Origin of the sequence: Devosia faecipullorum (genome assembly GCF_015158295.1) — a bacterium.
Taxonomy (GTDB): domain Bacteria; phylum Pseudomonadota; class Alphaproteobacteria; order Rhizobiales; family Devosiaceae; genus Devosia; species Devosia faecipullorum.
On the sequence record NZ_JACDXV010000002.1, the window covers coordinates 638,802 to 663,777 of the forward strand.

21 protein-coding genes and 1 tRNA gene are annotated in these 24,976 nt (G+C 63.4%); 12 read left to right on the top strand and 10 right to left on the bottom strand.

Annotated features, from left to right (window positions below; translation table 11 throughout):
• Positions 1-41: 41 nt before the first annotated feature.
• The 5 genes from flbD to fliF are packed head-to-tail and all read right to left on the bottom strand — an operon-like array spanning position 42 to position 5,170.
• Complete coding sequence (gene flbD / locus H0482_RS08760) at positions 42-1,409, bottom strand: sigma-54-dependent transcriptional regulator FlbD (RefSeq protein WP_193729638.1); 1,368 nt, start codon at positions 1,407-1,409, stop codon at positions 42-44.
• 12 nt (positions 1,410-1,421) lie between these two features.
• Entirely contained in the window at positions 1,422-1,712 is a 291-nt protein-coding gene (fliN, locus tag H0482_RS08765) for a flagellar motor switch protein FliN (protein WP_193729777.1), read from the bottom strand.
• Between the two features lie 50 nt (positions 1,713-1,762).
• Entirely contained in the window at positions 1,763-2,440 is a 678-nt protein-coding gene (locus tag H0482_RS08770) for a FliH/SctL family protein (RefSeq protein WP_193729639.1), read from the bottom strand.
• A gap of 4 nt (positions 2,441-2,444) precedes the next feature.
• On the bottom strand, positions 2,445-3,527 hold the full coding sequence (gene fliG / locus H0482_RS08775) for a flagellar motor switch protein FliG (RefSeq protein ID WP_193729640.1): 1,083 nt from the start codon (positions 3,525-3,527) through the stop codon (positions 2,445-2,447).
• Positions 3,528-3,532: 5 nt separating this feature from the next.
• Entirely contained in the window at positions 3,533-5,170 is a 1,638-nt protein-coding gene (fliF, locus tag H0482_RS08780) for a flagellar basal-body MS-ring/collar protein FliF (RefSeq protein ID WP_193729641.1), read from the bottom strand.
• A 192-nt stretch (positions 5,171-5,362) separates the two neighbouring features.
• Here fliF and H0482_RS08785 point away from each other — a divergent pair, with 192 nt between their 5' ends.
• Entirely contained in the window at positions 5,363-5,986 is a 624-nt protein-coding gene (locus H0482_RS08785; RefSeq protein WP_193729642.1) for a glutathione S-transferase family protein, read from the top strand.
• A gap of 100 nt (positions 5,987-6,086) precedes the next feature.
• On the opposite strand, the gene sciP is transcribed toward H0482_RS08785, so the two are convergent.
• The 3 genes from sciP to H0482_RS16900 form a co-directional block, all read right to left on the bottom strand.
• Positions 6,087-6,365, bottom strand: coding sequence for a CtrA inhibitor SciP (sciP, locus tag H0482_RS08790; RefSeq protein WP_035085775.1), 279 nt, complete (start codon positions 6,363-6,365; stop codon positions 6,087-6,089).
• 173 nt (positions 6,366-6,538) lie between these two features.
• Positions 6,539-7,285, bottom strand: a complete 747-nt coding sequence (locus H0482_RS08795) for a flagellar hook assembly protein FlgD (protein WP_193729643.1) — start codon at positions 7,283-7,285, stop codon at positions 6,539-6,541.
• A gap of 11 nt (positions 7,286-7,296) precedes the next feature.
• Positions 7,297-8,838 (bottom strand): flagellar hook-length control protein FliK, encoded by a 1,542-nt coding sequence (locus H0482_RS16900; protein ID WP_193729644.1) that lies wholly within the window; start codon positions 8,836-8,838, stop codon positions 7,297-7,299.
• Positions 8,839-9,090: 252 nt separating this feature from the next.
• Between H0482_RS16900 and mnmA the strand changes: the two genes are divergently transcribed.
• Positions 9,091-10,242, top strand: a complete 1,152-nt coding sequence (mnmA, locus tag H0482_RS08805) for a tRNA 2-thiouridine(34) synthase MnmA (RefSeq protein WP_193729645.1) — start codon at positions 9,091-9,093, stop codon at positions 10,240-10,242.
• A gap of 90 nt (positions 10,243-10,332) precedes the next feature.
• Here mnmA and H0482_RS08810 read toward each other — a convergent pair whose 3' ends face one another.
• Positions 10,333-10,518 carry a hypothetical protein gene (locus H0482_RS08810; protein WP_193729646.1) on the bottom strand — a complete coding sequence of 62 codons (186 nt, stop codon included), beginning with the start codon at positions 10,516-10,518 and terminating at the stop codon, positions 10,333-10,335.
• Positions 10,519-10,662: 144 nt separating this feature from the next.
• On the opposite strand from H0482_RS08810, the gene H0482_RS08815 reads away from it, so the two are divergent.
• Positions 10,663-11,184 (top strand): RNA polymerase sigma factor, encoded by a 522-nt coding sequence (locus tag H0482_RS08815; RefSeq protein WP_193729778.1) that lies wholly within the window; start codon positions 10,663-10,665, stop codon positions 11,182-11,184.
• Positions 11,185-11,384: 200 nt separating this feature from the next.
• Positions 11,385-13,211, top strand: coding sequence for a vWA domain-containing protein (locus H0482_RS08820; protein WP_330998239.1), 1,827 nt, complete (start codon positions 11,385-11,387; stop codon positions 13,209-13,211).
• A gap of 122 nt (positions 13,212-13,333) precedes the next feature.
• Here the strand turns inward: H0482_RS08820 and H0482_RS08825 are convergent, their stop codons facing one another.
• Complete coding sequence (locus H0482_RS08825) at positions 13,334-14,284, bottom strand: ring-cleaving dioxygenase (protein WP_193729648.1); 951 nt, start codon at positions 14,282-14,284, stop codon at positions 13,334-13,336.
• A gap of 402 nt (positions 14,285-14,686) precedes the next feature.
• Between H0482_RS08825 and H0482_RS08830 the strand changes: the two genes are divergently transcribed.
• From H0482_RS08830 to H0482_RS08865, 8 genes are all read left to right on the top strand, one after another.
• Positions 14,687-14,763: transfer RNA gene (locus H0482_RS08830), tRNA-Met, on the top strand.
• Positions 14,764-15,131: 368 nt separating this feature from the next.
• Complete coding sequence (locus H0482_RS08835) at positions 15,132-15,575, top strand: pseudoazurin (protein ID WP_330998240.1); 444 nt, start codon at positions 15,132-15,134, stop codon at positions 15,573-15,575.
• An 82-nt stretch (positions 15,576-15,657) separates the two neighbouring features.
• Entirely contained in the window at positions 15,658-17,079 is a 1,422-nt protein-coding gene (locus H0482_RS08840; RefSeq protein WP_193729649.1) for a hypothetical protein, read from the top strand.
• Positions 17,080-21,327 (top strand): vWA domain-containing protein, encoded by a 4,248-nt coding sequence (locus H0482_RS08845; protein ID WP_193729650.1) that lies wholly within the window; start codon positions 17,080-17,082, stop codon positions 21,325-21,327.
• Between the two features lie 16 nt (positions 21,328-21,343).
• A complete protein-coding gene (locus H0482_RS08850) occupies positions 21,344-22,360 on the top strand; it encodes an AAA family ATPase (protein ID WP_230989514.1) in 1,017 nt (338 codons plus the stop codon).
• A complete protein-coding gene (locus tag H0482_RS08855) occupies positions 22,357-23,232 on the top strand; it encodes a DUF58 domain-containing protein (protein WP_193729651.1) in 876 nt (291 codons plus the stop codon). Before H0482_RS08850 ends, H0482_RS08855 begins: the two co-directional genes overlap by 4 nt.
• Entirely contained in the window at positions 23,229-24,209 is a 981-nt protein-coding gene (locus H0482_RS08860; RefSeq protein ID WP_330998242.1) for an ABC transporter ATP-binding protein, read from the top strand. Before H0482_RS08855 ends, H0482_RS08860 begins: the two co-directional genes overlap by 4 nt.
• The gene (locus H0482_RS08865) at positions 24,206-24,958 is read left to right on the top strand and encodes an ABC transporter permease (RefSeq protein ID WP_193729652.1); all 753 of its coding nucleotides are present in this window, start codon (positions 24,206-24,208) and stop codon (positions 24,956-24,958) included. Before H0482_RS08860 ends, H0482_RS08865 begins: the two co-directional genes overlap by 4 nt.
• Positions 24,959-24,976 lie beyond the last annotated feature (18 nt).

Below are 24,976 nucleotides of genomic sequence, written 5' to 3' on the forward strand. Positions count from 1 at the left end.
CCTGCGCCGGACTGACTTTGTGGGTGTTGCAGATATTGCGTTCACGCCGCGCCCCGCTTCTCGCCGGGCTCGGGCACGTGCACGCCCTCATCGGCATATTGGTTGAGCTTGTTGCGCAGTGTGCGGATGGAAATGCCCAGGATATTGGCGGCGTGGGTGCGGTTGCCGAATGTATGGTCGAGCGTATCGAGGATGAGGTCGCGCTCGACATCGGCCACGGTGCGCCCGACCAGCGCCCGGTTCATGGCCTCGGCGGTCTGGGCGGCCATGGCGGCGGGCGAGGTGGCGCGGGCCGCTTCGCTGAGGCCCATGCCATCGGGCAGGACGATGGCCTCGGGCTCGATCGTGTCGCCCGAGGACAGGAGCACGGCGCGATGGAGAGTATTTTCCAGTTCGCGCACATTGCCCGGCCAGGGTGCCTTTACCAGCGCATCGCGGGCGGCGGGGGAGAGCGCCCGGGGCGGAATGCCATTGGCCTTGGCATATTTGGCCACGAAATGCTCGGACAGCGCGATGATGTCGCCGGGCCGGTCGCGCAGGGCCGGGAGCTTGAGATTGACGACATTGAGCCGGAACAGCAGGTCTTCGCGGAAACTGCCTTCGCGCACGGCCTCCGCAAGATTGCGGTTGGAGGTGGCGAGAATGCGGATATCCACCGGCACCGGCTTGGTGCCGCCGACGCGGTCGATGACGCGCTCCTGGATGGCGCGCAGCAGCTTGGCCTGCAACCGCACGTCCATTTCCGAGATTTCATCGAGCAGGAGCGTGCCGCCCGAGGCTTCCTCGAACTTGCCGATCCGGCGGGCAATGGCGCCGGTAAACGCTCCCTTTTCGTGGCCGAACAGCTCCGATTCCAGCAACGCTTCGGGGATGGCGGCGCAGTTGACGGAGATGAAGGGCCTGTTGGCGCGCTTGGAGCGGGCATGGACATATTTGGCCACGACTTCCTTGCCGGTGCCGCTTTCGCCGGTGATGAGAATGGAGGCTTCGGAGGGGGCGATCTGCTCGGCCATGCGCACCACGCGCTCCATGACCGGATCGCGATAGAGAAAGTCCGAGCTTTCCCGCGCCACGGCGGCGATGACGGCGGCGATCAGCTCGGCATCGGGGGGCAGGGGGATATATTCCTTGGCGCCGGCGCGGATGGCGTTGACGGCGGCGGCGGCATTGGTCTCGACGCCGCAGGCGACCACCGGAATGGCGATGCGCTCGGCTTCGAGCCCGGCAATCAGCCCGGTAATGTCCATCATCACATCGACCAGCAGCAGGTCGGCGCCCTTGCCGGCGCGCAGGGCGGCCAGCCCGATCTCGACGGAGGGGGCATGGGCGACCTTGGCCCCGCCATCCATGGCCATCTTGGTCGCGGTCGAAAGCTGGCCTTCCAGGGCTCCGATGATGAGCAGGCGCATGATTTTGCTCCCTTACTGGGGCTTGATGATTTCAGTCATGGTGACGCCGAGCCGGTTTTCGACCAGCACGATTTCCCCGCGGGCGACCAGACGGTCATTGATAAAGATTTCGACGGCTTCCCCGACCTGCCGGTCGAGTTCGATCACCGTGCCGGTATCGAGCCGAAGCAGGGAGGAAACCGGCATCTTGGTCCGGCCCAGAACCACCGAGACGCGCACCGGAACGTCGAACACGGCTTCCAGATCGGCGGCATTGCGCTCGATGTGGAATTCGTTGGGCTCATCGCGCTGATTGGGCTCCATCGTGTCGAAGGTGATGCCTTCGGCGGTGGTGATATCGTCTTCGGGATCGGTCAATGCCCGTTCTCCTCTTGCTCGTTGCGGCCATGGGCCGCGAGATAGGACGCGATCTGCCGGTCGATTTCGCGGGCGGTTTCGGCGATGTCGCGCACCACGCCGCCATCGACCCATTCGAGCCGTCCGTCGCCGAGCCTGATATCGGGCTCGCCCATGACGACGAGCCGGCCGGAAAAGCCGGAATGGGCCATCTGGGCGGTGGCGTTGTCGCGGATGCTGTCGGCCAGTTCGGGATGGCAGCGGATCACCAGATGCGGCACGCCACCGAGACTTGCGAGGCATTCGGCCACCAGGGCCTCGAGTTCGACCTCGGGATAGCGGGCCAGCAGATGCAGGGCCAGTTTGCGGCCGATGCCCAGCGCCAGCTCCACCGCTTCGCGGCGGTGATCGGCAATGGCGCGGTCGAGCGCCTCGGCCATGGACGCGCTCTGGGTGGCCAGCGTGCCCGAGGCGGCGGCGAGGGTCTGGGCCGCCATGGCGCCGGCATTGCGTTCGCCGGCGGCGACGCCCTCGGCATAGCCGTCCTCGCGGGCCGAGGCGACGAGCTGGGCCACCACATCTTCGGGAATGGTGGGCACGGGGGGCGGTGGCGGCGGAGCGTCATTGGCCGGCGCGGCGCTCATGGGCCGGGTTTCCAGGTTCAGATCGAAGGTGAAGCGTGCGAGCTGGGTCATGGCGTCACGCAACCATCTGATCGTCGGAATTGGTCTTGAGGATGACGATCTCGCCCTTGGCCGCGAGATCCTTGGCAATGCCCACCATGCGGGTCTGGGCCTCGTCCACATCCTTGAGACGCACCGGTCCCATATCGTTCATGTCGTCCTGCAGGAGCTTGGCGGCGCGGCCCGACATGTTCTTGAAGAAGCTTTCCTTGACGCTGTCATTGGCGCCCTTGAGCGCCAGGGCCAGTTCGCGCTTGTCGAGCCTGGCCAGCAGGGTCTGGATGGCGGCCATGTCGAGGCGGGCCAGATCCTCGAAGGTGAACATGAGCTGCTTGATGCGCTCGGCGTCGTCGCGGTTGACCTCCTCGAGATTGGTGATGAAGCGGGCTTCGGTCTGGCGATCGAAGGCATTGAAGATTTCGGCCATCTGCTCGTGGCTGTCGCGACGCTTGGTGTGGTTGAGCGTCGACATGAATTCGGTCCGCAGCGTCATCTCGATCTTTTCGAGAATTTCCTTCTGCACCGGATCGAGCCCCAGCATGCGCTGCACGACGTCCATGGCCAGTTCCTCGGGCAGGACGGCCAGAACCTGGGAAGCATGCGCAGTGTGAATCTTGGAAAGCACCACGGCGATGGTCTGGGGATATTCGTTCTTGAGATAGGCGGCCAGCACGTCGGCCTGCACATTGGAGAGTTTTTCCCACATATTGCGCCCGGCGGGCCCGCGGATCTCCTCCATGATGGCGTCCACCCGATCCTGCGGCAAAAAGCTGAGAAGCAGCCGCTCGGTGCTGTCGGTATTGCCCGAGAGCGAGCCGTTGGAGGAAATGGTGGTGACGAATTCGATCATCAGGTCGTCGAGCATTTCCTGGGTGATCGGACCCAGACGCGCCATGGCGCGCGACAGCTGGCGGATTTCCAGCTCGTCCAGTTCGTCGAAGATCGGCTTGCCGTAATCGGGGCCGAGCGCCAGCAGGAGGGCGGCGGCCTTTTCGTCGCCCTTGAGCAGGCGCTGTTCGCCGCCCACCTGCAATTGCGAGCCGGCGGAAGCAGGCTTTTCGAGATCTTCGGCGGATGCGGATTGAGAGACCAGGGCCATGAGGATTACGCTGCGCTACCAAGCCAGTCGCGCACGATGAGCGCGGCCTGCTTGGGGTTTTCTTCGACCAGCGTGCCGACCGTCTTGAGGGTCTGGAGCTGGGTTTCGCCCATGGATTTTGCATTGGCGACCCAGGCGGGGGTCTTGTCCCTGGGCAGAGCCGTCTCTTCCTCCGGACCGGGCGCGACGCTGCCATCGGCCAGCAGCGTGCCGTTCTGACCCAGTTCGGCAGCGGTCGGCAGGGCCAGCGGTTCGGTCTCGGGGGTCAGCACCTTCTTGAGCAGCGGGCGCATGACGAAGAAGACCAGGGCCAGCGCGATCAGCAGGGTCACGGCCATTTCGGCGCCGTTCATCAGGTCGTCGCGGGTGAAATCGAGCATGCCGCCATTCTGGTCGGTGCCCGGCGTGAGCAGGTCGGCCCGTTCGGCGAATTGCATGTTGATCACGTCCACCGTGTCGCCGCGTTCAGCCGAATAGCCGGCGGCCGAACGTACGAGGGTCAGAAGCTGGCTGATCTCGTCGGCGCTGCGCGGGGTATAGATCTGGTTGCCGGCGCCGTCATCGGCATAGGTGCCGTCGATCACCACGGCGACCGAGAGGCGCTTGATCGAACCGGCTTCGACCACGGCGGTCTGAGTGGTCTTGGAAATCTCGTAATTGATGATTTCCTCGGCGGACGTGCCCTGGTCGGTGAGACCTTGCCCTGCGGCCTGGCTGGCGCCGGGCAATTCATTGGCGACCGTCACCTGGCCATTATTGACTCCGGAGAGGTTTTCGCTCTCGCGCGTCTGGGTGGAGCGCACCACCTGGCTTTCGGGGTCGAACAATTCCTGGGTTGTGGTCGAGCGGTTGAGGTCCAGCTCGGCGGCAACTTCGACGCGGGCGCGTCCGGCGCCCACCACATTGGCCAGCATGTCCTCGATGCGGGTGCGCATGCGGTTTTCGATGCCGAGCCGTCGCTCATCGCTCTGGGCGGACATGAGGCCGGCCTGGTCTTCGCCGGAGCCCGAGGCCAAAAGATTGCCCTGATCATCGACAATGGAGACGCGGGCGGGCGTCAGGCCCTCGATGGCGGAAGCGACCAGATGCTGGACCGCGCGGATTTCGCCGCCCGAGAGCGCGCCGCGCACCGACAAGACGATGGAGGCCGAAGGCTCCTTGCGCTCGCGGCGGAACAATTCGCGCTCCGGCAGGACCAGATGCACGCGCGCGCCCTTGATGCGGTTGAGCGAGGCGATGGTGCGCGCCAATTCGCCCTCGAGGGCGCGGACATTGTTGATATTCTGCACGAAGCTGGTGGCGCCCAGCGTCGATTGCTGGTCGAAAATCTCGTAGCCCACCTGACCGCGCTGGGGCAGGCCCTGGCCGGCCAGGTTCATGCGGGTGGTGGTGATCTGATCGCGCGGAATGAGGATGGTGTCGCCTTCCCCGCGCAGGTCATAGGGGATGTTGAGCGTCTGCAATTCGGTGATGATGGCCGAGGAATCTTCGAGGCTGAGCCCCGAATAGAGCGGCGCCATCTGCGGGGTCTGCGCCCGCATGATGAGAAAGCCGAAGAAACCCAGCATCAGCACGGCCACCGTGGCCATGGCGGCAAGCCGCGCCATGCCGATCCGGTTCATGAGGTTGGTCAGACTTTCCACGCCACCACTCTGGATTCCAACCTTCGCAGCTGCCGGACAGGGCGGATGCTCAGGCGACTCATTGCGGTCGTGGAGCCCCCAGACCGATGGGCAAAAATTACCTAGCGGATGGTAAACAAGTTATTAACCGGCTGTTCCGAAATGCGAAATCGGGCAAGAAATGCCGGGCGTAGTTAACATCAGGTGATTCCGATGATGCGGGTTCTGGGGCGGCTGACCTCGATCAATGTGCGAAAAGTAGTCTGGGCGCTGGAGGCGATCGACCAGCCTTATGAGCAGGAAGACTGGGGTATGCCGCTGCGCGATCCCAAAGTGCCCGAATTTCTGGCGCTCAATCCCAATGGTCAGGTGCCGGTGCTGGTCGATGGCGATTTCGCGCTCTGGGAAAGTAATGCGATCCTGATCTATCTCGCCGACAAGGCGGGCGGTGGCCAGATCCTGCCATCCGACCCGCGGGAGCGGGCGCGGGCGCTGCAATGGCTCGGCTGGCAGGTCTCCGACCTCAATCCGGTCTGGATGTACGCGATATTTGCCCTGGTCAGGAAATTGCCGGGCCATGACGATCAAAAGCAGATCGACAATTCGATCCAGCGCTGGACGGCGCGGATGCAAATTCTGGAGGCCGAATTGGCCCGAGGCGGGCCCTTTATCGTCGGCGGGCAATTTTCCATCGCCGATATTGCGCTGGGCTTGTCGTGCCACCGCTGGTTCCAGACGCCGTTCGAGAAGGTGAAGCTGCCGGCGGTGGAGGACTATTGCCGCCGTCTCAAGGCGGACGGTCCCGGCTCGCGCTGGATGGCGGCCGAATACAATTGACGCGGCGAAAAGGCCCGCCGGATTGCTCCGGCGGGCCTGATTGTGTAAGCCGATTTCTCGGTCAGCCCCTTGCGGGGCTCAGGGCCTGATCCGTGGCGGATCAGCCCTCCCGGTAGTGCTGGATCCAGGTGGTCCGAAGACCAGCCAGACCATGCTTGTCGATCGCCGCCTGCCAGTTGAGGAATTCATCAACACTGAGCGTATAGCGCTCACAGGCTTCTTCAAGGCTGAGCAGGCCACCGCGCACGGCGGCAACGACTTCGGCCTTGCGGCGGATCACCCACCGTCTCGTATTGGCGGGCGGAAGATCTGCTATCGTCAGCGGACTACCATCCGGACCGATTACGTACTTTACGCGCGGACGCATCTGTACGGTCATTTTACTCTCTACTCAAACCTGACCATATAAAGGCAGAATAGAGGAGCGGCCTTAAAATACCCCTAAGGGGAAACTTACAACAGGTTAAGAAAGCGCAGGCGTTTCAAGGCATTGCCGTCATGCCGAAAAGCCGGCCATTGCCGATGGCCGGCCTGGCAAAGGACGCGGTGGCGTTATGCGGCCTGGCTGTCGTCCTCACCGTCTTCGGCATTGCCGCCGTCATCGCCATTATCAACCGGCGGCGGGGTGGTGGTGGGCGGCGCGGTCTCGGTCACCAGCCGCACATTGCTGACATCCTTGAGGGCGATCTTGTTCTTGCCCACGGTCAGCATCGGCTCGGCGCCGGAGAAATCGACGGCAGTGACGATCCCCACCGATTGGGTGGAGATGGCCACGGTATTGCCGTTGAGATTGGTGCCCTTGATTTCGATCGTATAGATGCCGTCGGGCTGCTGGCTGTTGTCCGAGCCCTTGCCGTCCCAGAGGAAGGCGCCGGCGCCGGCATTGAGCGAGCCCTGCTCGACATAGACCACGCTGCCCGCCGCATTCTTGATGGTGACGGTGGCATTGGCCACATTGGCGGCGGCGTTATAGGTCCAATAGGCGCCGCCATCCTTGAGTTCGGCGGTCTTGCCCGAGGCCGAGACTTCCTTGCCGATATAGGAGACCGCGTCGGAGCGGGCGGTGCTCTGGGTATTGAGCAGCAGCGCCTCGAGGAAATCATTGGTCTTCAATTGCTGCTCGACGCCGGTGAACTGCACCAATTGCTGGGTGAACTGGTTGGTGTCCAGCGGATCGAGCGGGTTCTGGTTCTTGAGCTGTGTGGTCAGGATCGACAGGAAGGTGTCGAAATTCTGCGCAATGGTCTGGCGCGACAGCGAGCTCTTGTCCGAAGTACCGGAAATGCCTGAAACCGACATCTTGCCTATCCTTACGCGATGATGTTGACGCCGCTGGCCTGAAGGGAGCCGCGATAGAGATTGACCGTGGGCGGGGCCTCCTCGGCGTCGCCGCCGGCCGGATCATTGCCCAGGAGAGAGGCTTCCCCGCCGCGATCATGCCTGTCGCCCTGTCCGGCAAAGGGGTTCTGCTTGAGGGAGAATTCGAGATTGGTCTTGCCGCTGTCGAGCCCGGCCTGTTGCAGGGCGCGTTCGAGGGCGCGCTGGTCGCGCTGCATCAGGTCCAGTGTTTCCGATTTTTCCACCGTCAGCCGGGCATGGACCTGTCCGGCCTTGTCGATGTCGAGCCGCACGTCGATCCTGCCCAGTTCGGGCGGATCGAGCCGGATCTGGAAGCGGGTATTGCCGTCCTGCACCTGCCGGGCCATTTCGAACGCCAATTGCGGCAGGTTGAGTTGCTGCTGGCTGGTCTGGTAGCCCGATTGCACTGCGGCCCGCGCGCCGATGGCCTCGATGCGGATCGTGGCCTGATCCTGCGGCGCCGTCGCCGCATTGGCATTGGTGCCGGCCGGCTCCTGCGCCGCCGGGGCGGGGGCAGGGGGGCGATTGTCGCGCTGCGGGCCTTCCGCCCGGCGCTCTTCGGCGCGCGGCTCGCTCGGGCGGGCCGGATTGGAAGCCTCGCTCTCACCGTCCGGCTTGGCCGTGGCTTCGCCGGTCCTGCCGGTCAGCACTTTTTCATCAATCTTGAGGCTGGCGGCGGCAAGCGCCGGTTCCTCTGGAATGTCGCTATCGGCCCCCAGGGGCGCGGCAAAGCGAGCCAGGGCCGCTTCGATTTCCTCGGCGGGGCTCGTGCCTTGTTTCATGCCGATCGCAGCCAGTTTGTCAGCGGCAACCGCGCCATCCTCGAGCGCCGACAATAGCGCGGCGAGCTTGTCGCCAAGGGCCTTGAGCCGGTCCTGCGCGGCTTCCGCTCCGGCAATGGCGGCGGGCGTTTCGGCCGGCTGGGCCCCCGCCAGCGCCTGGGCGAGGGGCGAGAGCAATTGGTTGAGCGCGCCGGCAAGGCCCCCATCCTCACCCTCCATGTCAGCAAGCAGGGCAGCGAAATCATCGGGGACCGGCAGCGCTTCGAGATCGAGGCCCAGCGCCTCGGCCAATTGGCCCAGCGCCTGCTCGGCCCGGGCCAGCAGGTCAGGATCGAGCGGCTCGCCGCGATCGAGACTGGCCTTGAGCGCGCTCAGCGCCTCGACGAAATTCACCATGGGCGCGGGATCGACCGGCGCCTCGGTTCCGAGATTGAGATCGAGCGCCGCGGCTATGGCCTCGGCATTGTCGGCTTCGCCCTCGCTGCCGCCGTCGGCCGCCGCTTCAAGGCCGAGCTGGAACAGGCTGGTGAGATCGGTCTCGCTCTTGCCGGCATCATTGGCCCTGGCGGGCGCGGCATCGGCGGGCTTGCCGCCGAGCAGAGCCGCGAAAAGCCCGGCCATGCCGGAATTTTCCGCTTCGCCCGCGCCGCCGAAATTGCGCGCATTGGCATTGCCCGGAGTGCCGCTGATGATGGTCAAATGTGATGCCACAATGGGCGTCCTCGAAAACAGACTGATCCAGCAGGGTCAATGCAATTGCCTTGCCAGTTTGGGTTTTGGGGGAAAATTGTTGAATTACAACGCTTTGCTGCTCGGAGCGCTCTTCTGAGCCGCGCCGGGGCCGGTGCAAAGCTGCCGCCGGACGGCAAAAGCTGCCGGGCTGAATGGACAGAACCGGGCGCGGGGCGTAAAAGCCGGGTTCATTGTTCCGCTGGCCCTTGAACCCAACCGGATGCAGGATAAATGTTGAACTCGCTTGATATTGCCAAGCGCCCGGAGGACACGCGCGTCGTCGTCGCCATGTCCGGGGGCGTGGATTCTTCAGTCGTTGCCGGATTGCTCGCCCGCCAGGGCTATGAGGTGATCGGGGTGACGCTCCAGCTTTACGATCATGGCGAAGCCGTGCATCGCAAGGGTGCGTGCTGCGCCGGGCAGGACATTCACGATGCGCGCCGCGTCGCCGCCCGGCTGGGCATTCCCCATTACGTGCTCGATTACGAAGAGCGCTTCAAGGCGTCGGTGATCGAGCCTTTCGCCAATGCCTATCAGCAGGGCGAGACGCCGGTGCCCTGCATTGCCTGCAATCAATCCGTCAAGTTCGTGGACCTGATGCAGGTCGCCCGCGAGCTTGGCGCCGACGTGCTGGCGACCGGTCATTACGTGCAGACCCGGCTGGGCGAGGATGAAAGGCGGCACCTGTTCCGCCCGGTCGATCACGACCGCGACCAGTCCTATTTCCTTTTTGCCACCACTCAGGAGCAGCTCGATTTCCTGCGCTTCCCGCTGGGCGGGATGGGCAAGCCAGAAGTGCGGGAACTGGCGCGCGAATTCGGCCTCGAAATCGCCGACAAGCATGACAGCCAGGACATCTGCTTCGTGCCGCAGGGCAAATATGCCGACATCATCGCGCGCATGCATCCCGAGGCGCTGTCCAGGGGCGAGATCGTGCATCTGGACGGGCGCGTGCTCGGCGAGCACGAAGGCATCGTCCATTACACGATCGGCCAGCGCAAGGGCCTGGGCATCGCCGCGGGCGAGCCGCTTTATGTGGTCAAGCTCGAACACCGCACCGGCCGCGTCATTGTCGGGCCGCGCGAGGCACTCAAAACCCATACGGTGCGCTTGCGCGACGTCAACTGGCTGGGCGCGCTGCCGCTGGCCGAGGCCAGCAAGGGCAATGGCGCCCCGGTCGAGGTCAAGGTGCGCTCGACGCGCGGCCCGCAGCCGGCCGTGATCCAGATGCGCGACGGCGAAGTCTATGTGACGCTGGTTTCGGGCGAATATGGCATTTCGCCGGGGCAGGCCTGCGTCTTTTATGCCGATGACGGCGAAGCCAGCGAAGTGCTTGGCGGCGGCTTCATCGCCGAAGCCGTGCCGCAGGCGCTGGTGGCCTAGGACTATATTGTTGGCGCAGCCGTTTCAGCGGCTGCGCCTATTCCGGTTTCTCGTCATTGCCGGGCTCGATGGCAAAACATGCAGCTGGCGCTATTCCGCGCTCAACTGCTCCGCTGTCGGCTCCTTGGCGGCGTTGGCCGCTTCCTTGAGCGCGTTATAGGAGCTCAGCCCGCCCATCATCATCGAGATGGTGATGAGCAATACCAGCCCCCCCATGGCGAGGATGAAGATACGGGTGCGGTTGAGCCCGAAAGGGCTCTTGTTCTCGTCCGTCATGACTGGACTTTCCAAAACAGCAAAAAATCTTGGGACCGGACCAAAGGAATGTCCCTTGCGCGGCGTCTTAGCTTCTAGAATAGCCCGGAGAGGCAAGAAGTGCATGCACAGATAATGGGACCGAGAGCCGCACCCCAGCCGGAAATGCCGCCGCCCATCGAGGCGCTGGCCGTGCGCGCCCGCAATGGCGACGCGCTGGCTTTTGCCGAGTTGATCGAGGCGCATTACGAGGGCATCTATCGCAGTGCCTGGCGCTGGTGCGGCAATCGTGACGATGCCGAGGACATTGCCCAGGAGGTCTGCGTCAAGCTCGGCCGGGCCATTGCCGGCTTTGACGGGCGCAGCGCCTTTTCTTCCTGGGTCTATCGCATAACGCTCAACGCGGTGCGCGACTGGCAGCGGGCGGGTCAGCGCCGGGGACGGCATCTTGACGCCTATTCCGAGATCACGCCCGCCGATCATCCGGCGGAGCAGGAGGCGGCGGCCATCCATGGCCAGCTCTGGGCGGCGGTGCGACGCCTGCCGGAGAAACAGCGCGACGCGGTGCTGCTGGTCTATGCCGAAGAGCTCAGCCATGCCGAAGCCGCCGACATCATGGGCATCAGGGAGGCGACCGTGTCCTTCCATGTGCACGAGGCCCGCAAGACATTGAGAAGTCTGCTATGAGCCAGAATAAAGATCCCTTCGAAAGCCTGAATTCCACCCCGCCAGCGCCGCGCCCCGAGGCCCGCGCCCGGGCGCTTGCCGCGGCAAGCGCTGCCTTCGAGGCGGCGGAGCAGAGCAAAAAATCTTCAAACCCGACCCAAGGAATTGCCGGGGGCAATCGTCTCACATCCATCTTCGCTTCCCTTAGAAGGATTTCGATCATGGATATGCGTCTTCCCATCGGCAGTGCCGTCATTGCGCTTCTGGTCCTGCCGCTCGGCGTGCAGCTCTATTATTCAACCGCCATGCGGCCGGACGATCTGGCTTTGCGCGCGCCGATGGCCCAGCCCGAGGAGAAAGACAACAATATCCTCACCGCGCCCGATGGCATGAGCGCCATGGCCGAGCAGGAAGTCGCTCACGAAGCGCCGCCGGTGCTGGCCGAGCCGGCGCCGCCGATGGTCAGCATGGATCCGGCGCCCGTGCCCATTTCCGCGCCCGCGCCGGCCATGGCCAATCGCGCCGGTGCGCCCATGGCCGAATATTCCCAGAACATGGCCGCCCCCTTCGGCGGGGCCATGCCGAAAAGCATGGGCATTGTCCCCCCGCTCTCCAATGCCGAGCCGAGCGGGGACAGTTTTTCCAGCTTTGACGAGCAGCGCCTCAAGGCCGTCGCCGAAGAGCCGGTTTCCACCTTTTCGCTCGATGTGGATACGGCCAGCTATGCCTATGTCCGCCGCATGCTCGAGGACGGGGTTTTGCCCGCGCGCGACGCGGTGCGCATCGAGGAATTGATCAATTATTTCCCCTATGCCTATCCGCTCCCGGCCAGCGCCGACATTCCGTTCCAGCCGCAGGTGCAGGTCTATCCCACGCCCTGGAACGATGCGACGCAGATTCTCCAGATCGGCATCAAGGGGTTCGAGCCGGTCCTCGCCGATACCAAAAGCAACCTCGTCTTTCTGATCGACACGTCCGGCTCGATGGATGCGCCGGACAAGCTGCCGCTGCTCAAGCGCGCTTTCGGCCTGTTGCTCGACCAGCTTTCGGACAATGACAGCGTTGCCATCGTCACCTATGCCGGTTCGGCCGGCATCGCCCTGCCGCCGACCAATGCGGGCCGCAAGGCCGACATCATGGCGGCGCTCGACCAGCTTTATGCCGGTGGCTCCACGGCAGGGGCGGAAGGCATCGAACTGGCCTATCGTCTGGCCGACGAGGCCCGGATCGCCGATGGCACCAATCGGGTGATCCTGGCCACCGATGGCGATTTCAATGTCGGCATCGATGATCCCGAACAGCTCAAGCATTTCATCGCCGACAAGCGGGCGAGCGGCATCGGCCTGTCGGTTCTCGGTTTCGGGCGCGGCAATCTCGATGACGCGACCATGCAGGCGCTGGCGCAGAACGGGGATGGCAATGCCAGCTATATTGCCAGCTTCGCCGAGGCGAAAAAGGTGCTGGTCGAGGAAATCGGCGGCACGCTCCACACCATTGCCCGCGACGTCAAGGTTCAGGTCGAGTTCAACCCGGCCATGATCGCCGAATATCGCCTGATCGGCTATGAAACCCGCGCCCTCAACCGCGAGGATTTCAACAATGATGCGGTCGATGCCGGCGATGTCGGAGCGGGCACCAGCGTCACCGCGCTTTACGAAATCACCCCTGTGGGCAGCGGCCGGATCGATCCGCTGCGCTATGGCGAGAGCGTGCGGCCCGAGAGCGGTTCGGACGAAATCGCCTTCCTCAAGATGCGCTACAAACTGCCCGACAGCGATGTCAGCCAATTGATCGAAATGCCGGTAACGCCGGATCTGGTCTATGGCGATATCGAGGACGCCGGTCTGGACGCCCAATTCGCCGCCGCAATTGCCGCCTTCGGCCAGAAGCTCAAATCGAGCGTCTATGGATCGTCCATAAGCTGGGACGAGATCAAGACGCTGGCCCGCGCCGGTCGCGGCCCTGATGAGGGCGGCTATCGCGCCGAATTCATCCGGCTGGTGGACATGGCGGCGATGCTGAAGCCGGATGCGCCGACGAAGCGATAGGGGCAAGATGGGGGACATTCACCCGTCCCTCATCCTGCTTTCGTCATTGCCCTGATCGTCCGGGCCATCCAGTTCGCCTTTTCATCGGCCAGGGGGACAGGCCCCCTGGTCGCGCCCATCTTCTATTCCAGAGGCTTCAAGCCCGCTTCGATCTGGGCTCGATGCGCTTCGAGGAAGGGCGGCAGCGACAGGCGTTCGCCCAGGCTCTCCATCGGTTCGTCGGCGGCAAAGCCGGGAACGTCGGTGGCGATCTCGAACAGGATGCCATTGGGCTCGCGGAAATAGAGCGAGGTGAAGTAGAAGCGCTCCACTTCGCCCGAAGAGCGGATGCCGAAGGAATTGGCGCGCTCGATCCATTCTCGCAAGCTGTCCTGATCCGGGGTGCGGAAAGCGACATGGTGGACGCCGCCCGCGCCGGGGCGGACGCGCGGCAGGCTCGGATCGACCGAGACATGCAGTTCCGCCCCCGGTCCGCCCGGACCCATTTCGTAGACGAAGACCTCGCCATTGCGTTCCCGCGCCGGATAATGGCGCACCTGGCGCATGTTCATCACTCTTGTCAGCATGGCGTCGGTCGGCTCGAGCGTCGGCACCGAGAGGGTGATCGGACCCAGCCCGATGATCTGCCGCTCCGCCGGCACCGGCGATCTGGCCCAGGGGATGACCTTATTGACCTCATCGACCACCATCCTGAAACGCTGGCCCTCGAAATCCTCGAAATCGAGCGAGACATGGCCCAGCCGTTCCTTGATCGAGGAGGTGGAAACGCCATTGGCCTCCAGATGCTCCTTCCACCAGTTCAGCGTTTCCTCGCTATCCACCCGCAGGCCGGTGCGGCCAACGCTGTGATTGCCCCGCTGCTCGCGCAGCGTTGGAAAGTCGAAAAAGGTCAGGTCGGCGCCCGGCGAGGCGACGCCGTCGCCATAGAAGAGATGATAGGCCGAAGTGTCGTCCTGGTTCACCGTCTTCTTGATGAGGCGCATGCCCAGCGTCTTGGTGTAGAATTGAAGGTTTTTCGGCGCATCCGCCGTCACCGCCGTCAGGTGATGGATGCCGCCAAGTTCGAGTGTCATTTGACCATCTCCGCATATGGCGCCGATGCGCCGTGTCGAGACCAATGTATGATCCCCGCCTGACGTTGCAAAGAAAGCCAGTCGCAACGGATTGATGTCGATTGTTGAACGATCGGGGCTGGAATTCGGATTGCCCGGTTTTCCGGTGGCAAGCGTTTCGCATTGCTCTGGTGTCAGCAGTCTGTTGACCAAGCGCCGGCGGCGTTACCGATAGGGATAGCATTGCGCTACCGCCAATGGCCCGAGCGGTTAAGGCGCGATACGTAGAAGCCGGTCCCGGTTTTTGCCCTCAGATCAGCCAGCAGATGGAAAACTCCACTTGCCCCACTAGTTACGCTTGACAGGGTAAGGTCGCCAACCTTAGTAAGGCGCGCATCAGCCGAAAGGCTGGCACCCCTATGGGGCGGAGTAGCTCAGTTGGTTAGAGCGGCGGAATCATAATCCGTGTGTCGGGGGTTCAAATCCCTCCTCCGCTACCAGTTTAACAATTACAGAAATCCCCGGAAATCCTGACATTCGCCCAAGGTGCGGGGCGGCGGGGCTGTTCTTTCCGGACCATCGAAAGCGCCCAATCATAGTTCGTTCGAAGAGTCTCGTTCGCTGGAGCACCTTTTCTTGCTTCGGTGCATGGAGTGGTGGCCGGCGCGGCGCCGTATTCTCCCTTTTGCTAACTGAAAATCCATGCGCACCATATTGATAGAGTCTAGGCAAGGGCCTAACATGCTAGCTGAAGGTCCGCTAAAAACGAGGCGGGCCAGCCGGACATTTCCGGGTCGCGCACGAAATCTGTACCCCCCGACGGACGCCGTAAAGCGACGCCTGTACACCTAATCTTGGAGTTAAAGACTTGAAGTTTCGTAGCATACTGATGGCCGTGTCGATTGCGCTGGCCTCGACCCTTTCCCTGTCGGCTGCCGAATATGAAGTGCACATGCTCAACAAGGGCACCGATGGCAAGGCCATGGTGTTCGAGCCGGCCTTTTTGCAGATCGAAGTGGGCGATACAGTCAAGTTCATCCCCACCGACAAGGGGCACAACGCCGAAGTCATCAAGGATATGTTTCCTGAGGGCGGCACCCAGTTCAAGGGCAAGATAAACGAAGAATTCAGTGTGACCTTCGACGTTCCAGGCGCCTATGGCTACAAGTGCGCCCCGCACTTCTCGATGGCCATGGTTGGGCTGATCGTGGTCGGCTCCGAGCCGGCAAACCTGGACGCCATCACCGATGCGCGCGGCCCGGCCAAGGTGAAGGACGCCTTCGCCGAACTCGCCGCAATGATCGGCCAGTAACACGGTCAACGCCGGTGGGGCCGCTCCGATGAGCGGCTGCAGGCAAGCGGTCCGGGAAAACGGTTCCGCCGGCGGACAAGGGATGTCTGAAGCACAGGTTTTCGGCTCACATCACGTATCCAGGGTTCTGACTGAAGTCGGACACCGCGCGCGACTGGCGCGATTGCTGCCATTGTCGATCCTGACTACAGCGATCGGTGTGGCAGCGCTGGGAGGGGCAATCATCATCCTGGGCCAGAACTGGTCCGGGGCCGCTTGGCTCATTGCCGGCGCTGTGCTCCTTTGCATCGGCGCATTGTGCGTCGTCGCCTTCAGCCGTCATCCACGCGCTGATATCCTGGCGCGGCGTCTCGATTTTTCTCTCGGACTTTCCGAGCAATTGTCAACGGCCACGAGCGCCGCGGCTCGGGCTCCGAACAGTCCCATCATTCGCTCGCTTCTCGCCCAGGCAGGACGCACGGCCGCCGGCATCGATGTCGTGCGGGCCATGCCTTTGGGTACAAAGGCCCTGAGCGTGAGTCTGGCCGCGCTCATGCTCGCGACCTGCGGCACGGCAATCGCCTATTCCCGGCTGACGGATTTGCCGTATGACGGCGTTGAGACGGTTGAAAGCGCCGAAATGCCGGACAATCCGCAAATTACCGCGGATGCTCTCGACGTGCTGGCCGAGCTGGTGGCCAGTGATGCGCAGCGGCGGAACAGCGATTACCTCAAGGCGCTATCCAATTCACTTGAGGCCCTGGCGGAAGCGGCGCGCGAGGGCGCCTCGCAGGCCGAACTGGAAACCCAGCTTCAGGCGCTGCTCGATCATGCTGAAACCGGCTATGGGGAGCAGATGCCGGATTGGCTGATGGGCGGGCGAGAGGAGCCGGCCGGTCAATTGCAGAATGCGGTGGCGTTCAGTCAGGCGCGGCAACAGGCGGCCGAAGAGCGTGCGCGCATGGCCGAGATGAGGGGCTCCGGTCCGAAGATTTCCTCGGCAGATATGTATTCGCTTTCGGACGATCGCCTGGCTCGCAGTGCGTCCGCCCAGCCGAATGGCGATGCGCCGCCGGGCAAGAATGCCATTTCCGATCGCGAGGGTGAGCTACAGAACGATATGCCGGCCGGTGGGGATGCCGTTGCCCGACCCATGGAGGATGAGGCATTTGCCAGCGCGGGGTCGCTGCCAGTGGGCGCGGCGGCGCAATCGGGCAAGGGCGAAAGCAACCGGGCAGGTGGCGGATCGCAGTCTCTGGCCGAGGACACAGAATTTCTTAAAACCATGGCCGATCCGACCCAGGCGATGTCGATTTCAGCCGATGAGGTGAGCGAAGGCAGCCGCATTCGCATGCATGTTCCGACCAGCGCTGATCTCAGCGAGGCGGGTGCGCTTGCCGGCGACGACGCAGCCGGCTGGAGCCGGCAGCGAGCGCAATTGGTGACCAGACACGCCATTGCCCCCGAAGCGAGCACGGTGGTGTCGCACTATTTCAACCGCCCCATGCCTGGTCAGGAACCATAGATGCAGTTCCTGTTCCCCCTTGCTTTGCTTTCAGGTGCCCTGGCCTTGGTGGTGCTTGCCTTCCATATCCGGCGGCGGCGCACCATAACGGTGCCCAGCCTGGTCATCTGGCGGCAATTGCAGGCCGGGCAGGTGCAGCGCAACCGCATATGGCAATGGCCGCGCATGAGCTGGTCCCTGCTGCTGCAATTGCTTGCTCTGGCCGCCATGGTCCTGGCGCTGGCGCAGCCCATCTTGAATCGCGGTCCGGTGGTGGATCACTGGATTTTCGTTGTCGACCGCTCCGGCACGATGCAGGCCGTAAATTCGGGTGGGACTTTGCTCGATGCCGCCAAGGGGGAGCTGACAGCGAGGCTGGCGGCGGCTACGGGCAGCGCGCGGCAATCGCTGATTGCCGTCGGTGCAGCGAGCCTGCCCGTCCTTGTCAACCAGCCGCTTGGCGGGCCGGGCATGGCGGATGCCCTCAAGTCTATCGGCCCGGAGGATGGTCCGGCCGATTGGAGCAAGCTCGACCTGGCCTTGGCCCCGCTCGTGAACGCGGACGAGCAGACCCGGATCGTCATTTACTCCGACCATGCCGTAACGCCCGCTCTGGTGAGCAAAAATACGGCGATCGAACCGGTCGTGCTGTCCACCGACGCCACCAATGCCGCGATCAGCGCGCAATTGACGCAGGACAAGTCCAATCCGCAGAAATGGACTTTGTCGGGGATTGTTCGTCTCGATCCGGGCCAGGCCAGCACTGAAGTCATCGTCGGTTTTGCGGGCAATGGCCGCGAGCAGCCGCTGGAATGGACGCGCCGGACCATCGGCGATCCGGAGGCCGTGCCTTCGGACGAAGCGATCCAGCGCAGTTTCCAGGTGAACCTCACCCTGCCGGGAGGCGGCATCGTCAGCGCCAGACTGGCCGACGACGGCAATGTCCACGATAATGTTATTCATTTCGTCGTCGGTGATGCGGCCAGTGGTCTCGATATCCTCTATATCGGCGCCGGCAATCAGCCGTTGCTGACCGCCTTGCGCGCCATCGAGGGTACGCAGATTTTCCAGGCGCCACGCCTGCCTGCCGATCTCCGCCAGTTCGGGCTGGTGGTCGTCGACAACCTTTTCGTCGAACGCCAGCCGGAAGGCAATGTGCTGTGGATCGGCAATGCCGGCATTGGCGGGCCAGAGCTGGCGCCGGGCAGCCATTTGCCGCCGACCGCCGCCGAAGCCGCCATGCCGCTGATGCGCGGCGTCGGTTGGACGACGATCGAGACAGGTGGCAGTTTCGTGCTTCCAGTTGCGGCTTCGTCCGAAGTGCTGCTGCGTTCGGGCGAGCAGCCGCTCATCACGACCGAACCGTCCCCTCATGGGCGCAATGTGCGGCTGGCCTTCGACCCCCGCAATTCGAGTTGGGCGCAACAGCCATCGCTGCCGATTTTTGTCTCCAACCTTGTGGACTGGCTGGGTATCGCGCCGCAGGGTCAGTTGCGGTCGCCTTGCCTTGTTGGTGCCACCTGTGCCCTGGACCGGCGCTATGAGGGGGGATCTTTGACACTTTTGGGCGGCGACACCCTTGCGCCCATTGCGGTCACATCCGCCGATTGGGTGCCGTCCCGCGCCGGTCTTTACGAATTGCGTCGGGACGGTCGGGCCGATCTGGTCGTGGTCAATGCCGCGTTGATGGAGCCAGTCGCCAAAGGTGAAACGGTCGAAGCCGAGCCACAGGCATTTCCTCTGCCGCTCTGGCCCCTTCTGCTGGTGCTGGCTGCGGTGATGCTGATCGCCGAGACCCTGGTATCCGGGCGCGGCGCAGAGCGATTCCTTACGCTGGATGGGTTGCGCCAGTCCAACAATCTGGCGCGCCGCCGGCGTGTGGCGCTTGCCTTGCATATTGTGACATTGGCGCTGCTCGCCGCCGCTTTTGTCAATGCGCCCCTGCCGTGGCGGCAGGCGGGCGAGACCCTGGTCCAGATTGTCGCCTCGGGCGGCACCGTGGACAGCGGGAGCGACGCGGTAATCATGGCCGGGCCAACGCCCGATCTCGACAATGGTGCGACGCCGGACCGTACGGGGCCCATTGGTGAGGCTTTGGTGCTGGCGGCAGCGACTGTGCCTTGGGATCGACCCGGCCATATCGTGGTGACTGGCGATACGGCAAGCGGCGAGGACGAGCTGGCGGGGCTTGCCGAAGTTCTTTCTCGCCGCGACATCGTTGTGGACGTGCAGGGTCTGAGCGGAAATGTCGACGCCATAAATGTGGCCGCCCTTGAAGCGCCCGAGCCGGTCTTTGCCGGCGACACTGTGCAATTGGTCGGGGTGGTACATGCCAGCCAGGACATGCAGGCCAACCTGCGGTTCGAGCGCGATGGGGAAATTCTGGTCGAGCAATCGCTGGCGCTGACCCGGGGCGACAATCGGGTGGAAACGATCCTCACCGATGTGACGCAGGGTAGCGCGAGCTATAAGCTGACCGTCACCAGCCCCAACGACCTCAACGTGGCCAATAACGGCCTGTCGCGGATCATCGATGCACGCGGCGCTGGCGAAATTGCCGTCATTGCCAATGATCCGGCGCGCGGCGATGCCTTTGTCGACTGGCTCGCCAGCCAGGACATTGCCGCCACTGCAATCGAGCCAAAGCGCGTGCCTTATCGGGCCAATGACTGGAAAGCCTTTGACGGCGCCGTGCTGCTCGATGTTCCGGCCATAGCCTTGACCACGCTGCAGCAGGAGCAGCTTGAACAGGCCGTCGCCGAACAGGGCCTGGGGCTGATGATCCTTGGCGGGCCGAATAGCTTCGGCCCCGGAGGCTATCTCGAGACGCCGCTGGAAAACGCTTCTCCCCTGTCGAGCCGCGTGCCGCGCGATGCGCCCGAGGCCACCCTGGTTTTCGTGCTCGACCGGTCCGGCAGCATGCAACAACCCGTTGGCAACGGCACCCGCCTCGATATTGCCAAGCAGGCAACTCTGGCGGCTATTCGCCTGCTCAATCGCAACAGCCAGGTTGGCATCATTGTCTTCGATTCCGAGCCGACCGTCGTGCTGCCGCTGTCGCGGATCGATAATGCCGATATGGTCACTGCGGCGCTTACCGGCGTCGATCCCGGCGGCGGCACTTCGGTCTATCCGGGTCTCGCGGCCGCCTATGATATGCTGCGCGATGTCGATACGCCGGCGCGCCATATCATCGTCATGACCGACGGGCTCAGCCAGCCGGCTGATTTCCCAAGCCTGCTCAGCCAGATTCGCGGCGCGGGCATCAGTGTCTCGTCGGTATCCATCGGCGAGGGCGCCGAGCGTGGACTGATTGAGCAGATCGCCCGGCTGGGCGGCGGCGCCTTCCACGCGACCGACGATTTTGCCGCCTTGCCCTCGATCCTGTCGCAGGAGGCTATGCTGCTGTCGGGCTCTCCTATCGAGTTGGGCCAAACCCAGCCGCTTTGGGCCAGCCGCAGCGAGCCATTCCTGCGCGGCCTGCCAGCGACCATGCCGATGATCGATGGGTTCGTTTTGACCACTGCCAAGCCGGAAGCCGCGCTCGCCATGGTCGTCCCGGACAGCAAGGGCGAGCCGATGCCGCTCCTGGCCTCATGGCGCTTTGGCGCTGGTCAGGTTCTGGCGCTCACCACCGAGGCGGTCGGACCGTGGTCGGCCAATTGGCAGAGAATGGATGCCTATGCGCCATTCTGGGCCCAGGTGGTCCGCCAATTCCTGCCCGGGGTCGAGCGCGGCCATGTGGTGCTCGATCTGGTCCGTCGCGGCGATGGCATCGTCGCCGATATTGCAGTGCGCAAGGAAGATCTGGGCACGCCCGTGTTGACCGTCTCTGGTCCCGATGGACTTGCGATGCCTCTGTCCCTGAGCAGGGTCGGTGCCCTGCAGTATCGCGCCACATTCCACCCCCCGACAGCCGATAATTATCGTTTCGAAGTCATCGCTGGCACAGTGTCTGCCAGTCGCACGTTCGCGATGAACTATCCCTACCATCTTGGTCCGACCGCTCCCGATCAGCCGCTGCGGCGTCTGGCGATTGCCAGCAATGGTCAGGTGGACATCGCGGCACCCGCCCGACGAGATGTACCCGATAGCTGGACGATGGTGCCAGCTGGCCTGCTGTGGCTGGGCCTTGCCATCGCCCTGTTCATGCTGGCGCTCACCGTGCGCTACACAAGGCTCTTCGTTCCGGTGTCGAGGCCGATTGCGCCACATTCCCATCCTTCAACCCCAGCGCGCTCCGTCGAGAGCGAGCCCGTCCATATCTAGTCCAGGAAAGAGCAAGATGCCGTCATCCGCCATGACCAATGAGCAAGTTGCCGATGCAGAGATGAACCGGCTGCTCACTGCCCTGCGCGCGGCGCAAGCCGAGATCGGCAAGGTGGTCCTGGGTCAGGACCGGATCGTCGAAGACCTGCTGATCGGCCTGATCGCGGGTGGGCACGTGCTTCTGGAAGGCCCGCCGGGCGTCGGCAAGACGCTGCTGGTCCGAACCCTCGCCAGCGCCACCGGGCTCTCCTTTGCCCGCGTGCAGTTTACGCCCGATCTAATGCCGGCCGATATTACAGGCTCGATGGTGCTGGTCCCCGGAGCCGATGGTCGCAATAGCCTGGAATTTCAGCGCGGCGCCATCTTTACCCAATTGCTGCTGGCCGACGAAATCAACCGCGCCACCCCGCGCACCCAATCAGCCCTGCTCGAAGCCATGCAGGAGCGCACCGTCAGCGCGGCGGGACAGACCATGAAGCTGCCGGAGCCCTTCTTCGTGCTGGCCACGCAGAACCCTCTGGAAATGGACGGCACCTATATTCTGCCCGAGGCGCAGATCGACCGTTTCCTGCTGCAACTCGATGTGCCGCTGCCGACCCCGGAAACGCTGTCGGCCATTCTCGACAGCACCACCGGCACTGCCGAGACCGCGATCCAGCAATTTCTCGCGCCGAATGACATCATTGCCATCCAGACGCTGGTGCGCAGCGTGCCATTGGCCGATCACGTCCGGCGCGCCATTGCCAATTTCACCATCTCGACCCATCCCGAAAGCGCCAATGCCAGCGCCGAGGTCAAGCGCTATTTCCGCTTCGGGTTGAGCCCCAGAGGCGCGCAGGCGCTGGTTCTCGCCGCCAAGGCGCATGCCCTGGTCAACGGCCGTTTCAATGTCAGTTTCGATGACGTCAAGGCCATGCTCCTGGCCACGACCCGGCACCGCGTCCATCTGAATTTCGAAGGTCGCGCCGATGGCGTGTCGCTGGAGGCGGTGTTGAACAGGCTCTTCGATTCCAGCATCAAGGGGGTGCTGTGAAACCCTCTCCCATCCTGCTCGAGCAATTGTCCACGGCCCGGTTCATGATGACAAGGGCCGCGCCGTCAGTTGGCATTGGCGAACGCCGGTCTTCGACCAAGGGAGTCGGCCTCGAATTTGCCGAGCATCGTCCCTATCGGGCCGGCGACGATGTGCGCCATCTCGATCCGCGCGTCATGGCGCGTCTGGGCGAATCCTATATCCGGCAATATTTCGTCGACCGGCAATTGCCGATCTACATCCTTCTTGATGGCACGCGATCCATGCTGGCGGGTCAGCCGCAGAAATTTGCCGTGGCCGCTCAGATCGCCCAACTCGCGGCCTTTGTCGGGCTCTCGGAGGGCGATCGCGTCTGCGTCGGGGTTTCCGATGCCGCCGGTTTTCACTGGTCGCAGAAGCTGCAGGGCGGTGCGCGAGCGGAAATTCTGTTCAAATGGTTCGAGGGCATCGTTCCCGGCGAACGCGGCGATTTCGGCCTCGATGTCGAACATGCGGCACGCGATATGGGCCGGGCCGCCTATGTGGTCGTGGTCAGCGACTGGTGGGACGAGCGGATGCAAAGGGCGCTCGACCTGCTGGAGGGGCAGGGGCATGAAGTCATCGGTATCCAGGTTGCTGCGCCCGAGGAGATCGATCCTTCGGCGCTCGGCCATGGCAGCGTGCTGCTGGTGGACGATGAAACCGGTGACGAGGTGGATACGGTGATCGACGAAGCAGTCCTTGCCGAATATCGAAACAGCCTGGATGCTTTCAAGGCAGGGCTGCGCCAGCGACTGATCAGCCGCGGCGGACGTTTCTTCTCGCTGTCGTCCAATGCCGACATTTCCAGGTTCTTCCTACGCGATTTGCGCGCGGCCGGAGTATTGCTGTGAACCAGACCAGTTCCGCCATCGAGGTTACAGGGCTCACCAAGCGCTATGGCAACATGACGGCGCTCGATGCCGTCAATCTCAGCGTGCCGAACAATGTGATGTTTGCGCTACTGGGACCGAACGGGGCCGGCAAGACCACCTTGATCCATATTTTGTGCACCATCATGGCCGCGGACGAGGGCACCGCCTTTATCGGGGGCGCTGACATTCGCCGCCAGCCCGTGCAGGCCCGGCGCAATATCGGCGTGGTGTTTCAGGAACCAAGCCTCGATGACCGTCTGACGGCGTTCGAAAATCTCGATTTTCATGGCCGGGTCTACAATGTAAAGGCCGCAGAGCGCCGCCAGGGGATCGACGAACTCCTGGCGCTGGTAGAACTGGAAGACTGGCGCCACGCCGTGGTGCGCACCTTCTCTTCCGGCATGAAACGGCGGCTCGAAATCGCCCGCGCCCTGCTGCACAAGCCAAAAATCCTGTTCCTCGATGAACCCACCGTGGGTCTCGACGCGCAATCGCGCGCCGGTATCTGGAGCTATCTCGACATTCTGCGCCGGCAGCGCGACCTGACCGTCGTGGTGACCACCCATTACATCGAAGAAGTTGAGAACTGCGATCAGGTGGCGATCATCGACCACGGCAAGATCATCGCCGACGGCTCACCGCTCGATCTCAAGCGGCAATTCGGCAAGGAAACCGCCCGTATCATGCCCCGCGATGCGGCCGTTGCGGCCGAGCTGACGCAAAAATATGGCTGCCTGCAGCAGGCCAAGGATGGCAGCATCGTCGTCGATGCGGGAGCGCCGGGCTTTGCCGACGGATTTCTGGCCGAATTCGGTACCCGAATCCGCCAGGTCTCCTTCGACACGCCGAGCCTCGAAAGCGTTTTCCTGACGCTGACCGGACGGGAATTGCGCGACCGTGGCGCCGACGAGCATGAAAAGCGCAATGCCGCCGCCCGGCGAGGTCGCCGCTCATGAAGATCGCCCTCTACAGGCTGATTTTTCTCGCCGGGCTCATCGCGCTATGGTGGCTGGCTTCGACCATGGTCGAGCGCAATCTGGTCCCCTCGCCTTGGGCGACCTTGCTGGCGGCTCGGCAATTGATTGCCGAGGGTCGGCTGGCCGGTGCCTTGTTCGACAGCATTTCCATCTATCTGAGCGGCTATGCTGTCGCCATTCTCGTCGGCATCCCGATCGGGCTGATTATGGGCACCATGCGTACGCTGGGCAAGACGGTGGAGGTCTTCGTCTATGCGCTTTCGGCGACGCCGCGCGTTGCCTTCATCCCCCTGATCATCGTCTTTCTCGGCCTCGGACCGCAGGCAAAAATCCTCATCATCTTTCTCGGTGCGGTCATGCCGATCCTGATCAACACCTATGCGGGTGCGCTGAATTCGGATCAGGAGCTGATCGAAATGGCCCGCTCGGTTGGCGCAAGGCGGCGGCGGATTTTCGGCAGCATCATCCTGCCCGGCGCCGTGCCCTTCATTCTTGTCGGTCTGCGTGTCGGCGCCACGATCGGTCTGATCAACACGGTGGTGGCCGAACTGTATACGGCCGTGAAGGGATTGGGCGGATTGCTCGCCATTTACGGCAACACATTCCGCATGGCGGAGTATTTCGTCATCGTGCTGACGCTGGCTCTGATCGGCGTCGTCGTCACCGAAGCACTTAGATTTCTGGAAATTCGCCTGGGCCGCTGGCGCCGGAGCGATGCAATCGCATGACCATGAAACCCACCCAAG

Coding starts and splice junctions, on each gene's coding strand:
- H0482_RS08820 (WP_330998239.1), top strand. CDS start 11,385: ATGGATATGCGTCTTCCCATCGGCAGTGCCGTCATTGCGCTTCTGGTC.
- H0482_RS08850 (WP_230989514.1), top strand. CDS start 21,344: ATGCCGTCATCCGCCATGACCAATGAGCAAGTTGCCGATGCAGAGATG.
- H0482_RS08815 (WP_193729778.1), top strand. CDS start 10,663: ATGCCGCCGCCCATCGAGGCGCTGGCCGTGCGCGCCCGCAATGGCGAC.
- sciP (WP_035085775.1), bottom strand. CDS start 6,365: ATGACCGTACAGATGCGTCCGCGCGTAAAGTACGTAATCGGTCCGGAT.
- H0482_RS08785 (WP_193729642.1), top strand. CDS start 5,363: ATGATGCGGGTTCTGGGGCGGCTGACCTCGATCAATGTGCGAAAAGTA.
- H0482_RS08810 (WP_193729646.1), bottom strand. CDS start 10,518: ATGACGGACGAGAACAAGAGCCCTTTCGGGCTCAACCGCACCCGTATC.
- fliG (WP_193729640.1), bottom strand. CDS start 3,527: ATGGCCCTGGTCTCTCAATCCGCATCCGCCGAAGATCTCGAAAAGCCT.
- H0482_RS08825 (WP_193729648.1), bottom strand. CDS start 14,284: ATGACACTCGAACTTGGCGGCATCCATCACCTGACGGCGGTGACGGCG.
- H0482_RS08795 (WP_193729643.1), bottom strand. CDS start 7,285: ATGTCGGTTTCAGGCATTTCCGGTACTTCGGACAAGAGCTCGCTGTCG.
- flbD (WP_193729638.1), bottom strand. CDS start 1,409: ATGCGCCTGCTCATCATCGGAGCCCTGGAAGGCCAGCTTTCGACCGCG.
- H0482_RS08770 (WP_193729639.1), bottom strand. CDS start 2,440: ATGACCCAGCTCGCACGCTTCACCTTCGATCTGAACCTGGAAACCCGG.
- H0482_RS08865 (WP_193729652.1), top strand. CDS start 24,206: ATGAAGATCGCCCTCTACAGGCTGATTTTTCTCGCCGGGCTCATCGCG.
- fliN (WP_193729777.1), bottom strand. CDS start 1,712: ATGGAGCCCAATCAGCGCGATGAGCCCAACGAATTCCACATCGAGCGC.
- mnmA (WP_193729645.1), top strand. CDS start 9,091: ATGTTGAACTCGCTTGATATTGCCAAGCGCCCGGAGGACACGCGCGTC.
- H0482_RS08840 (WP_193729649.1), top strand. CDS start 15,658: ATGTCTGAAGCACAGGTTTTCGGCTCACATCACGTATCCAGGGTTCTG.
- H0482_RS08845 (WP_193729650.1), top strand. CDS start 17,080: ATGCAGTTCCTGTTCCCCCTTGCTTTGCTTTCAGGTGCCCTGGCCTTG.